The organism is Rhodococcus sp. FG69 (assembly GCF_057808915.1).
The window spans coordinates 1-11,516 of sequence record NZ_JBMDIX010000073.1 but is presented as its reverse complement, the minus strand read 5'-3'; the positions used below and the strand labels follow the sequence as shown (position 1 = coordinate 11,516).

Sequence of the window (11,516 nt, the reverse complement as noted above, 5' to 3'; positions counted from 1 at the left end):
AAGAAAACCAATTAGCTATCGCATAGACGCTGGACTGCTATCGGGGGCCCAACCACTATCCTGGCGTGCGACCCGAAGACTATCTCGGTCAGGAATCCGAGGCAAACCTCTTGCTCCGCGACAGATTCGGCTATCTTTTCGACAGCTCCCAATTGGTCAAGAGCGTAGCGAAACGCGAGAACCTCGCGGGTGTCGTGAAGGGCGGCGGCACTGGGCGGTCGCTGTTGCTCAACGGCCACATCGACGTCGTGCCGGCCGGAAACCTCGATACATGGACTGGGGACCCCTTCGTCGCGAGCGAGATCTCCGGCCGAATACATGGCCGAGGGGCAAGCGACATGAAGAGCGGAGTGGTTGCCGCATTCAGTGCGATCGAAGCGATCCGAACGTCGGGTATCGACCTGGCCGGTGACCTCGTGGTTCATTCCGTCGCAGGCGAAGAACTGGGCGAGCACGAAGTCGGGACAGGTTGCCTGCTGGAGAACGGATACACAGCGGACGCGGCAATAGTCGTCGAGCCATCCGCTAGTTTCGATTCCCCGCTGACGATCAACCCAACCGCTGCGAGCTTGTTGTGGGGTCGAGTCCGAGTCGAGGGACTCGCCGGGCATCCAGGGCTGCGCCGCGAGCTGATACGGGCCGGCGGGGCCGGTGCACGGGCGGGCGTGAACGCGATCGACAAAGGCTACTTGGTCCTGCAAGCGCTGTACGGGATCGAAGAGCAATGGGGCCTGGGCAAGCAGCGCCCACTGTTCAAACCAGGACACTTCGTCGTCATGCCCGGAACGATTCATGGACGTGGGAAAGACATCGACATTCCATTTGTCTTCGCCGAGTACTGTGAAATCGATTTCATCGTGTGGTATCCACCGGAGGACGACGCCGATGCAGTGAAGCTCGAGATCGAAAGTTTCGTCAACCGGTCGGTCTCTTTGGACCCCTGGTTGGCGGATCACCCACCCAGCTACGAGTGGCTGGTCGAGTTTCCAGGATTCAGCACCCAAAATGATCACGAAATCGTCCGAACTCTCGGTAGCGCTCACGAACAGGGGACCGGCCTCACCGCAATAGTCGAAGCGTTTCCCGCCGCCTGCGATGCGACATGGATTGCCCGAACAGATATCCCGGTTGTGAATTACGGGCCGGGCCATCTGGCAAACGCCCACAAGCCGAACGAATACTGTGATGTGGACGAAATCATCTCCGCGACGAAGAGTTTGGCTCTCACAGCACTCGATTGGTGTGGTGTGCGGTGACCGTGCCGGCAGCCTCGTCGATCTGAACGAGAACACTCTCGGAACGTGGGCGGACATAGCTGCGGTCAACCCGCAGTCTTCATGTAGCCCGGGGCGCACGTGGGCGCCGCAAGGTGACTGGCAGGACAACTATCGTCGCCATCGCAACCTGAATCAGCGCGAGCGCGCTTGCGGCGAAAAACAGAACCTCGACCGGTCCGTCCAGCATGGACGCGGTCTCTGTTGGCCGGACGGCTGGACCGTGATGATGGCCGGTGGCGCTTGCAGATTCGGCACCGCTGGTGGTTTCGGTGTGAGTCATCGAGAACATCAGCATTGCATGCAGAACAAGCATGCAAGCTGCAAGTACACCGGCCGTGGACCAGTCGCGGATGGTGGGCTTTGTCCACAGGTGCCTGGCGCAGGCCACACAGGTGACGGCGAGTGCGAGCATCAGCAGGCTGGTGCCAGGGAAGATAGCGAGATGGGTGAGCAGTACCGGGATATGCGCGGCCACGCACAAGAGTGCTAGGAGGGCCGCGACTTTCCCAGCGGTGATCGCTCGCACGGGATTTGCCGGCACCGTTGGCCGCCAACCGGCGGCGTCTGCGGTGGTGGTGACCATAGAACACTCCTTTGGTATGCAGGTTGACTGCGGTCGAGCCGGGCCGTACCGGGACGAAGAGGGCGATGCCGTTGGGTTTCGGCATTTGGGTTGCGCGACAGTTGTGCTGAGATGGAGAAGACGGTCCGGTCCGCAGTGTCTTTCGAAGCGGACCGGACCGCGTTCATCGGTTGTCGAGTTCTGATTCGGCCGCTTCGAGAGCCGCGAATTCTTCCTCGGGTGCCTTCGCGACGAGATGGTGTCGGCTGTAGAACGCGAAGTAGGCGATCATCACTGCGTACGCGGCGGCCGCATACAACACCACCGAGGGTTCGACCATGAACCCGGCGGCGAGGGCGGCGACTGCGAGAACCAGAGCGATTCCGGAGGTGAGCATCCCACCGGGGGTTCGGTAGGGGCGGTGCAAGTTCGGTTCCCGAACCCGCAAGACGATGTGCGAGATCATCATCAGTATGTACGAGACGGTGGCCCCGAACACCGAAATCAAGATGAGCAGGTCCCCAGAGCTGGTGAGAGACAAGATGAAGCCGATCACTCCGGGCACGATGAGTGCCAAGAACGGGATCTTGCGGCCGTTGGTCAGCGACAACACCTTGGGCAGGTAGCCGGCCCGCGAAAGTGCGAACGTCTGTCGCGAGTAGGCATACGTGATGGTGAAGAAGCTCGACACCAGACCCACCAGACCGATGACGTTGACGAACTGGCTCAGCCAGGTGCTGCCGCCGTTCGCGGTTTCCATAGCGTCGATCAACGGATTGTCGGAGTCCTGAAGATTCGATGCTCCTGAACCGCCGGGGCCGAGGGTCAGCAACAGTGCGGCAAGGGTGAGCAGCACCAGCACACCACCGATCAATCCTTTGGGGACGTCGTGCACCGGGTTGCGGGCCTCCTCGGACGCGAGGGGCACACCTTCGACTGCGAGGAAGAACCACATCGCGTAGGGCAATGCAGCCCAGACCCCGACGATGCCGAACGGGAGGAAGCTGCTGGCGCCCACAGCGTCGGTCGGGGCGATATCGACGAGGTTGCTGACATCGAAGTGCGGGATCATTCCTATCGAGAAGGCCAGCAACCCGATCACGGCGACGATGGCGATACCGAACATCAGCTTGAGCACTTGTGAGACGCCGTACAGGTGCAAACCTATGAATGCGATGTAGAACACCGCGTACACCAGCGGACCGCTGATCCCGAAGAGAGTGTCCATGTACGCGCCGATGAAAGTGACCACTGCGGCCGGGGCAAGCACGAATTCGAGGAGCACCGCGGTACCGGTCAGGAAGCCGCCCCAGGGCCCCATCGCGCGACGGGCGAAGCCGTAACCGCCGCCGGCGGTGGGGATGATCGAAGCCATCTCTGCCAGTGCCAGACACATCGCGGTGTACATCAAGCCCATGAGCCCTACCGCGATGAGCATGCCACCCCAGCCGGCGTAGCCGATTCCGAAGTTCCAACCGGCGTAGTCACCTGCGACGACGTAGCCCACACCGAGCCCGATGAGCAGGACGGGCCCGGCGGTGCCGCGACGGAGTTGGCGGCGGAGCATGTAATCGTCGGCGACGTTGTCGTAGTCGACTCCACCTGCGGCGTGGGCACCGGTCGTGCCCGACTGCGCGGGATGACCGGAGGCAGCGTGCGGATGTGTGCTCACGCGTGGTCCTCGCATCCGCAATGCGCGCCCTCGGTCTTCTGCTCGGGACGAGGCAGGTTCAGGGTGGGGTTCTGATCGAAGAATCCGTGGGGTTGGAGGATGAACCCGACGTGCTGTCGCGGCATGACCGGCCAGTCTTCGAGGCGCACCACGTGATGCATGCCGAAGGTGTACCAGACCACGATGTCTTCGTCGACGATACTTCGGTTGCCCGCGATATATGCGGGTAGGCCGTCGCCGCCGCGGGACTGGTTCGGGTATTCCCCCGCCGGAAAGCGTTCGTCCTCTTCGTATGCGGTGACCCAGAAGTTGTTGGTGGCGAACCCTGCTCGCTTGGCCACCCAGGAGTCCGGAGTGGCGGACAACGTAATTGCGTCGGTGGGCTGGAGTCGGTACGCAACCGGTTCGTCGACGATGTTGCGTTGTTCATGGTTGACGATCTTCCAAAATCGGTGCTTGTCGGCGTCGGCGCGTCGTACTGCGTCTTGTTCTCGTTCGAGAAGGCGGTCAACGGTGTAGAAGATGTTCTGGGTGTCGTTGACTTCGGGTACGACTGTATCGACCTCGTACACAGCGTTCTTGGTGCCGTCGAGTTCGAAGTCCATCCGCACGTTGAAGATGTGCTGGTGGATGGGGGCGTAGAGGCCGTCGTTATTGAGGGTTTGCCCGTACAGCGATTTGGTGCCCGGTTGCTGGCCTGCAGTGGAGAGGATCCCGGTGGCCTTGACGAGGAACTCGATGGTGCCGTCTAGGTAGAGGTGCCAGTAGAAGCCGTACTCGTAATTGGCGACGGTGGCTATGAAGGAAATGATCAGCTTTCGTGAACGCCGGACTTCGGCAGTGTCCTGTCGGTAGTCGTAGTGCTTCCACATGATCGAGTCGTCTTCTTCGTGCATGCAGATCGCGTTCTCGATCGTCAACGGGTTTCCGTGACTGTCAGTGACGATGCCGTCGAAATACTGGATCTCACCGAGACAGTCGCAACCGAGCGCAAGGGAATTGGCCAGAGCGCCGATGTTGTACTCGCCGGCGTCGAATGCGTTCTTCTTGTGCTGAACTGGAGACGGGTCCCCATAGGGCACAACCATTTCCACCAGCGAGGCGCGGTTGATGACCGATCGATCCGCGCCACCGTCCCGGAACTTCAGTTGGTGCAGTACCAAGCCCTCGCGAGGCGTGAAGCCGACACGAAAACTCCAGTCACCCCAGGTCACGTGCTGGCCCTCGACCTGGAACGAGCGGCCGTGGGGGGAGGTGATCTCGAGGGGCTTGATGTCGGTACGTGCTGGTCCGACATGCTGGGGCAGATAGTTGCCGGTCTGTCGGGGGACCGGGATCAGGCCGTTGTCCTCTACTTCCACAACCTCACCGCTATTGAGGTCATAGATGATGATCAATCCTTCGGCCGGGTGCGCGTACGGGCTGTCATTGGCGTCCAGGCGGGTGAAGACGAGGGCGCGCATCAGGCGGCGACCCTGGTCGTCCTTGCCGAAATAGCCTGCCGACCACGGCTCTATGCAGACCAGATCCAGGTCGGTCAGCCCGCGCGCGGCCAGAGCTTCGACGACGCGGGGGTCCCGTTTGCAATTGACCTCGCATTCCTCGAACTCGTCGAGCATGATCGGCGGTTGAACGCCTTTCGGCAGTTCCACCCACCGCTCGACGCTTTCGTTTTCGAGGTCGATGGTCGCTTCGTAACCGCATCCCGTAGACCGGTCGATCAGTACTGCGCTTGCCTCGCGGCGGATCTGCGACAAGTCGCCACGCAGTGCCCTTTTCGTGGGTTCTTTCAACTCCACCTGCACGAACCTGAAGCTGTCGGACTGGGCCTGTGTGCTTTTCAGCACTGACACCGCCGCACGGACTTCATTCCGGCTGAGAGGATCGAGCGGATGGGTTCTCGCTGTTGCGGCTGTGCGATCGATTTCCTGAATAGACATGCGTGCCTCGCTCCTTGGGGATAGATCGTCCACGCGTCGACATCACGACGAAGGCCTCGATGGTGGCGGGCTTTCACGGTCGGCACGGCCGCCGGCCCATCATGAAGCGATCAGTGGGGGATCTACGTAATCACGGTTTCGATACGTGGTGAAGTGATCGGCTGTCCGATGCCTTCGAGGTATTGCTCGAACCTGTGCTGTGACCAACCGCTCACCACCAAGACCGTAACCCTGCACTGTGACGGCAGGCACTCGTCGGCGAGAACCAGGGTGAGAACTTCGACGCGGAAAATTCTCGATCTGGTTAACATGAATGAAACATTTGTGTCATCCAAGAGCAATGTTCGAGTTCGACCCTGGCACTACATCGATCACATCCAGGGCCGATCGCAGCTGCTGATCAGGCAATCCCGCTGCTGTTGCAGAGACGAGCAATCGGAACATGACAACTTCGCCGCACAAGCGGGCGCTAGTCGCCAAGCACTCACCCGTACAGGGATTGCCGCGCCGCCAATTGCCGTTCATACCGGTGTTCGCGCAGTCCGTCGCAGCGGTTGCACCCTCAGGCGCGGCCGCGGTGATCCCTGTACTAGTGATCAGTTCCGCAGGCGGGGGCGGTGCGCTCGTGGCTTTCGCTTGCGCGGCTGCGATCATCCTGCTCGTCTCGGCGTGCCTGCGGCCAATGGCCCAGAGAATGGCATCGGTTGGCGGAATCTACAGCTACACCGCCCGCGGCCTCGGTCCGGCTGTCGCTGTGCCAACCGGATGGTCCGCGATTGTCGGATATGCGACGGTAGGCATGGCCGGCTTGATCGCCGTCGGTACTTACCTTTCGCATATCGTCGTAGCTACCGGCTTGGTTCGAGCCATTCCCGTGGGCGTGATCATTGCGGTGATGGTGGTGGCGGCAGCGGGTGCCACCTTGGTCATGATTCGCGGAATTCGAGTCTCGGCTCGAATCACCCTGCTGGTCGAATGCGTTTCCATCGGGCTCGTCGGTGCCCTGCTAATTCTGCTTGTGGTCACCACGACTCGCGCCGGCGCCCCTCCCTCTGCTGCCATGAGTTGGGAGGGCAACGCGCAAAGTACTGCGTTGTCGATCATCGTCGCAGTCAGCGCCTTTGTCGGCTTCGAAAGCTCGACGACGCTGAGCGGTGAGGCTCGCCAACCATTTCTGTCAGTGCCGCGAGTGATCAGGTGGACCCCCGTCGCTGCCGCGGCGCTATATTTGATCGCCTTGCCGGTGCAGGCGATCGCCCTCGCCTACGCCCCCGATTCGGTGCGCGAGAGCGCCACGCCCATGGTGGCTCTGCTGACATCTCAGGGCTCGACCAGTCTTGCAGCCATCCTCGACCTGGGAATCGCTGCCTCGTTTTTCGCATGCACTCTCGCGTCGATCAACGCCCTCGTGCGAGTGCTGTTCTGCATGGGCCGCGAGGGTGTCGCTCCTTCACCTCTCGGTCGCACCCACCCACGTTTTCAAACGCCTGCCTCCGCCATCGGCGCATCCATGATCGTGGTGACAGCTATCCCGGTCTCGGTTCTGCTTGCCGGTGTTTCCCCTGACCAGGGTTTGCGAATTTTCCTTACATTGAGCGCATGCGGATATATCGGTAGTTACCTGGCCGGGTGCTTGTCCGCACCAATACTGTTGCGGCGGATTGGAGAGTCGACGCCCTCTGTCTGGGTGCTCGGTGTCGCAACCACCACCATCCTGTTGGTTCTGGTCGTCAACGCCGTAGTCTTTGCTGTCCAAGACGGGATTGTGCTCATCGCCGCCTACGCCTTGATCATGGCCGTGGCGGTGCTTTACACCGTTGCGCTTCGGCAACTGGCTCCACATCGACTCGAGTCGGTCGGCATTTACGACGAGACCCAGCTCAGCGACCTATTGCCCGCAGCAACGTTCCGATGAGTCCACGCACCGACCCGTCCCGGCGCCACTCGAGTACCGTCTCGAACTCTTTCGACATCCTCGAGGTGGTCGCCACACTCGGCCTGGGGGTGACCGCCAAGGAGATAGCCGCCGCCCTGCACCTCCCTCAGGCCACTGCTTACCGGCTCATCAACTCACTGGTCGCCGAGGAGTACTTGGTGCGGACCTCCGACCTGCGAGGCTTCGGGCTCGGCGCACGCCTGGACAAGCTCGTCACCGCCGCAGCGGCGCCCACCATTCCCACCGCAGCGCGTCGGCAACTCGACGACCTCCGATACAGCATCAGGTTCGCCGTCCACGTCATGGCATTCCACAACACGACGCTGCGGGTCCTCGACTCCGACCCCGACCACCCCGTGCGCTCTGAACGGGAATTGGTGCGCTATCTGCACGCGTCGGCCGCGGGTAAACTCCTTCTCTCGGACCGCACCATCTGGCAGGAGGCGTTACCCTCGACTCAGTTGCGGCAGCTCACTTCTGCAACTGTCATCGATCTCGCTGCTTTGAACACCGAGATGCGCACGATCCGTGATCGGCAGTTCTCTGTCCAGGTAGGTCAGCTCGAACAGGATCTCGCCTGCCTGGCGGTACCGCTGCGCGACCCGAACGGAGACACCGCTGGCGCCCTCTGCCTCGCCGGCCCGTCCGCCCGCATCGACGCTCTCATCGGGCGTGCTTCCTCGTTGCAGCAGAGCGCGAGTGTCCTTGCGCCCCTGCTTTTCTGAGCATCTCGTGTTGTCCGAGGGGACCTAGCGGCGCACACAGTTGCATGAACTCCAGTCTGCGCTCGCACGTTCGGTCCGACACTCGGTACGGTGGATACATGGACGGTTTCGAAATCGGCGACGGCGTCACGACGGTGAGCGGGCCCATGAGTGGTGTCTACGGAACCGTTGTGTGGTTCTACGAGGAAAAGCGACAGATGCTGGTTCGCTTCGGCGCGACGCAGCAGATGTATTTCACGGCGGACGAGTTGAAGCGCTGGGGGGAGTAGTTGCCGCCTGCTCGCTTTCGATCGGAATAATTGAACCTTCACTGATGCTTATGGAGTCGTCCATTCCGAATCGAGAGGTCCTACCATGCATGTGGGCGTAGACAGTTTCGTCTCTTCCGTGACCGATCCGACCGACGGTCGGGTGATTGCTCCGGAAGAGCGGATGGGTCATCTGTTGGAGGAGATCGCCCTCGCTGACCAGGTCGGGCTCTACTCGTTCGGCGTCGGTGAGCATCATCGCAGCGAGTACTACGACTCGGCCCCATCGATCATTCTGGCTGCCGCGGCCGCGCGAACGGAGAACATCCGGCTCGGTAGCGCAGTCAAGGTGCTCAGTGCAGACGATCCAGTACGAGTCTTCCAGGAGTTCGCCACCCTCGATCTGATCTCGAAGGGCCGGATCGACCTGGTGGTGGGCCGCGGCTCCTTCACCGAGTCGTTCCCACTGTTCGGCCTGGACTTGGCAGACTACGATTCACTGTTCGCCGAGAAGTTGGACCTCTTGCTGCAGATCCGCGACAACGTCGAGGTCACTTGGTCTGGCCAGCACCGCCCGGCGCTGAACCGTCAGGGCATCTATCCGCGGCCGCTGCAGGATCCGTTGCCGATCTGGGTCGGCGTCGGTGGAACGCCCGAGTCATTCGCCCGTGCAGGGCTTTTGGGGCTCCCGTTGATGATCGCCATCATCGGTGGGGAACCACGTCAATTCGCCCCGCTTGTCGATCTGTACCGGCGCGCGGGAGCGCAAGCTGGCCATCCACCGGAGCAGCTGAAGGTGGGGCTGCACGTGTTCGGCTTCGTCGCCGAGACCACCCAGGCCGCAGCAGACACCATCTACCCCGGTTGGAACGAGATGTTCACCAAGATCTCTCGGGAGCGCGGGTTCGCCCGGCCCAGCCGGCATCAGTTCGACGCCACCTCCGGTCCCGACGGTGCATTCTTCATGGGGGATCCGCAGACGGTGGCCGACAAGATCGTCCGAGTCGGCGAGCAACTGGGCGGTGTGGACCGGCTGTCGTTGCAGATGACGAATCCTCGATTGGCTCACCGTGATCTGCTTCGCGGCATCGAACTGCTGGGCACCGAGGTCGCGCCGATCGTGGCCCAGATCTAGTCCGAGTTCATGGATTTCCTGGCATCACGCCTCGGGCCCGGTCAACCATCGTGGCGTGTGGGATTTCCGAACGACATTGCCTCGGTCGCTACGTTCCTTGCCAGCGATATGGCAGCGTACGGTCAACGGAACCGTGATTCCGGTCGACGGCGGTGCGACTGCGGTGACACTCGGAACGTTCGCGACCGACGTCGTGGACGCGGCCGCCGAGTTCTCGTTCTTGCAACGATGACCAATCTCGCGACGATCCTCCCCAGGAGTGGACCGCCCATGTCTGACGCCACGATGATTCACGTCGGCCTCGACGCGTCTTGCGCTCCGACGGGAAGACATCCGTTCTGGCTCACGGGTCCGCCGCCGGTCGGCAGTGTGCACATTCGCTCGGCCGACCTCGGCGAGGCGCGAACGATGTGCGCGCTCGAGACGGGAACACGAAGAAGCGGGAAAGGACGCGTCGATGCTGGCCGTCATTCTCGAGCTGGAAGTACAGATTGCCTGCGAAGCACGAACGGCCCGAGGAGAATTGGCTGCTTCCGCCGCGCCAAGGCATGAATCGGTGCGCTACGTCGGAACTGCGAGGGGGCTGGCAGGTCTGATTGCCGATATCAAAGCTGCATCCGTTGCAGACGGTGTACTGATCACACCTGTGGTGGTGGACCCGCGCCGGGTGGCGGTCGGCCACCGCGTCATCGACGAGGTGATGCCGTTGCTGTCGGCCCGCATGATGACGGTCGCGGTGGCCGGAGAGTGACATCGGGTGTGGGGTTCGAGTCACCGTGTCCGGCATGGGTGCCACAGGAATCAGCGAGCCATTGTCCATCGTGGCTCGGCTCGGCCGCATGACATCATCCTCATCGCACCGCAGCCTCGAGGTCACCTGGTCCGGTCGGCACCGCCCGGCACTGAATCGTCAGGGCATCTACACCCGCCCGATGCAGGATCAATTGCCGATCTGGGTCGGCGTCGGTGGACCGCCCGAGTCCTTCGCCCGTGCAGGGCTTTTGGGGCTCACTCTGATGATCGCCATCATCGGTGGGGAACCACGTCAATTCGTCCCGCTTGTCGATCTTTACCGGCGCGCGGAGCGCAAGCCGGCCACCCGCCGGAGCATCTGTAGGTGGGGTTGCACGTGTTGGGTTCGTCGCCACCATCGAGCAGGTCACATTTCCCGAGAAGCTACATATTGTAGAAATGTTGCGTAAACTGTTACTTGCATCACATCAGACTGCAAGTCAGGAGCCGACATGAACAGCACTACGATCTCCGCTTCGGAAGGGATTCGCGGCCCCGGCCGGTTGGGTGATCCCGAAGCGTGCGCTGGTACCGATACTCGAACGAACCCCCGACTGCGATCTGCGCTAGCGGCGTTCGGTTTGGACGCCAGGGCGGCATCTCCGGATGCTTCCCGTTCTAGTTCACCGCGAGAGCTTGCCTCGGTAGTCGCCGAATCACATGCCGCGTTCGGCGGTCTCTATCAGGCTCTACCGAATAGTGTGCCTGGCGACGACCCCAGCGCGGTCGAATATCTGGACGAGGTGATCCAGGGGGTCGACGGGAACTCCATTACTCTCCGCATCTATCGCCCGGTCGGCGTCGATGGTCCGCTGCCCTGCACGGTCTACATCCACGGCGGAGGGATGACGATCTTGGACTCATTCGCCAACGTCCATCAGCAGTGGTGCCACGACCTCGCTGCCACCGGCATGGTGGCGATCGCGGTGGACTTCCGCAACGCGTACACAGCTGAGGGCGCCAATCCGTTTCCGGCAGGCCTCGATGACTGCGTCAGTGCAGTGACTTGGATCGACGCACACCGCGCGGACCTCGGCCTGACCAAGATCCTCCTCCAAGGCGAGTCCGGGGGAGCGAATTTGGTTCTCGCCACCACTCTTCTCGCCAAGCGGAAAGGAACGCTGGCGAGCATAGACGGCGTGTACGCGAACGTCCCGTACATCAGCGGAGCCTACGTGGTTGGGTCCCCAGGTAGAAGTCCAGTGTCTGTGTGAGTTTCGTGTCCGAGA

Annotated in this window: 12 protein-coding genes; 9 read left to right on the top strand and 3 right to left on the bottom strand. The window is 61.8% G+C overall.

The genetic code is table 11. The annotated features are described in order from the left end of the window. Window positions 1-65: 65 nt before the first annotated feature. The gene (locus ACODSO_RS28630) at window positions 66-1,256 is read left to right on the top strand and encodes an ArgE/DapE family deacylase (protein WP_489040015.1); all 1,191 of its coding nucleotides are present in this window, start codon (window positions 66-68) and stop codon (window positions 1,254-1,256) included. A 79-nt stretch (window positions 1,257-1,335) separates the two neighbouring features. On the opposite strand, the gene ACODSO_RS28625 is transcribed toward ACODSO_RS28630, so the two are convergent. The 3 genes from ACODSO_RS28625 to ACODSO_RS28615 form a co-directional block, all read right to left on the bottom strand. Then, a complete protein-coding gene (locus ACODSO_RS28625) occupies window positions 1,336-1,860 on the bottom strand; it encodes a hypothetical protein (protein WP_489040014.1) in 525 nt (174 codons plus the stop codon). Window positions 1,861-2,023: 163 nt separating this feature from the next. Next, complete coding sequence (gene eat, locus ACODSO_RS28620; RefSeq protein WP_075839849.1) at window positions 2,024-3,511, bottom strand: ethanolamine permease; 1,488 nt, start codon at window positions 3,509-3,511, stop codon at window positions 2,024-2,026. Continuing rightward, a complete protein-coding gene (locus ACODSO_RS28615) occupies window positions 3,508-5,451 on the bottom strand; it encodes a primary-amine oxidase (RefSeq protein WP_489040012.1) in 1,944 nt (647 codons plus the stop codon). Before ACODSO_RS28615 ends, eat begins: the two co-directional genes overlap by 4 nt. A 442-nt stretch (window positions 5,452-5,893) precedes the next feature. On the opposite strand from ACODSO_RS28615, the gene ACODSO_RS28610 reads away from it, so the two are divergent. The 8 genes from ACODSO_RS28610 (at window position 5,894) to ACODSO_RS28575 (ending at window position 11,501) form a co-directional block, all read left to right on the top strand. After that, the gene (locus ACODSO_RS28610) at window positions 5,894-7,366 is read left to right on the top strand and encodes an APC family permease (protein WP_489040010.1); all 1,473 of its coding nucleotides are present in this window, start codon (window positions 5,894-5,896) and stop codon (window positions 7,364-7,366) included. Continuing rightward, window positions 7,363-8,112, top strand: coding sequence for an IclR family transcriptional regulator (locus tag ACODSO_RS28605; RefSeq protein WP_489040009.1), 750 nt, complete (start codon window positions 7,363-7,365; stop codon window positions 8,110-8,112). The genes ACODSO_RS28610 and ACODSO_RS28605 overlap by 4 nt, the downstream gene beginning before the upstream one ends. Before the next feature lie 98 nt (window positions 8,113-8,210). Beyond that, window positions 8,211-8,381 (top strand): hypothetical protein, encoded by a 171-nt coding sequence (locus tag ACODSO_RS28600; protein ID WP_489040008.1) that lies wholly within the window; start codon window positions 8,211-8,213, stop codon window positions 8,379-8,381. 85 nt (window positions 8,382-8,466) lie between these two features. After that, window positions 8,467-9,495 (top strand): LLM class flavin-dependent oxidoreductase, encoded by a 1,029-nt coding sequence (locus ACODSO_RS28595; RefSeq protein WP_489040007.1) that lies wholly within the window; start codon window positions 8,467-8,469, stop codon window positions 9,493-9,495. A 97-nt stretch (window positions 9,496-9,592) separates the two neighbouring features. Further along, window positions 9,593-9,727: a hypothetical protein gene (locus ACODSO_RS28590; RefSeq protein WP_489040006.1), complete on the top strand. Its 135-nt coding sequence runs from the start codon at window positions 9,593-9,595 to the stop codon at window positions 9,725-9,727. A 225-nt stretch (window positions 9,728-9,952) separates the two neighbouring features. Beyond that, window positions 9,953-10,246 carry a hypothetical protein gene (locus ACODSO_RS28585; protein ID WP_489040005.1) on the top strand — a complete coding sequence of 98 codons (294 nt, stop codon included), beginning with the start codon at window positions 9,953-9,955 and terminating at the stop codon, window positions 10,244-10,246. A gap of 34 nt (window positions 10,247-10,280) precedes the next feature. Further along, a complete protein-coding gene (locus ACODSO_RS28580) occupies window positions 10,281-10,697 on the top strand; it encodes an LLM class flavin-dependent oxidoreductase (RefSeq protein ID WP_489040003.1) in 417 nt (138 codons plus the stop codon). A 42-nt stretch (window positions 10,698-10,739) separates the two neighbouring features. Next, on the top strand, window positions 10,740-11,501 hold the full coding sequence (locus tag ACODSO_RS28575; RefSeq protein ID WP_489040002.1) for an alpha/beta hydrolase: 762 nt from the start codon (window positions 10,740-10,742) through the stop codon (window positions 11,499-11,501). Window positions 11,502-11,516: the final 15 nt, after the last annotated feature.

Bases quoted from the DNA above. Each gene is read 5' to 3' on its own strand.
- ACODSO_RS28595 (WP_489040007.1), top strand. From the start codon at position 8,467: ATGCATGTGGGCGTAGACAGTTTCGTCTCTTCCGTGACCGATCCGACC.
- ACODSO_RS28580 (WP_489040003.1), top strand. From the start codon at position 10,281: ATGGGTGCCACAGGAATCAGCGAGCCATTGTCCATCGTGGCTCGGCTC.
- ACODSO_RS28610 (WP_489040010.1), top strand. From the start codon at position 5,894: ATGACAACTTCGCCGCACAAGCGGGCGCTAGTCGCCAAGCACTCACCC.
- ACODSO_RS28600 (WP_489040008.1), top strand. From the start codon at position 8,211: ATGGACGGTTTCGAAATCGGCGACGGCGTCACGACGGTGAGCGGGCCC.
- ACODSO_RS28625 (WP_489040014.1), bottom strand. From the start codon at position 1,860: ATGGTCACCACCACCGCAGACGCCGCCGGTTGGCGGCCAACGGTGCCG.
- ACODSO_RS28575 (WP_489040002.1), top strand. From the start codon at position 10,740: ATGAACAGCACTACGATCTCCGCTTCGGAAGGGATTCGCGGCCCCGGC.
- ACODSO_RS28585 (WP_489040005.1), top strand. From the start codon at position 9,953: ATGCTGGCCGTCATTCTCGAGCTGGAAGTACAGATTGCCTGCGAAGCA.
- ACODSO_RS28605 (WP_489040009.1), top strand. From the start codon at position 7,363: ATGAGTCCACGCACCGACCCGTCCCGGCGCCACTCGAGTACCGTCTCG.
- ACODSO_RS28615 (WP_489040012.1), bottom strand. From the start codon at position 5,451: ATGTCTATTCAGGAAATCGATCGCACAGCCGCAACAGCGAGAACCCAT.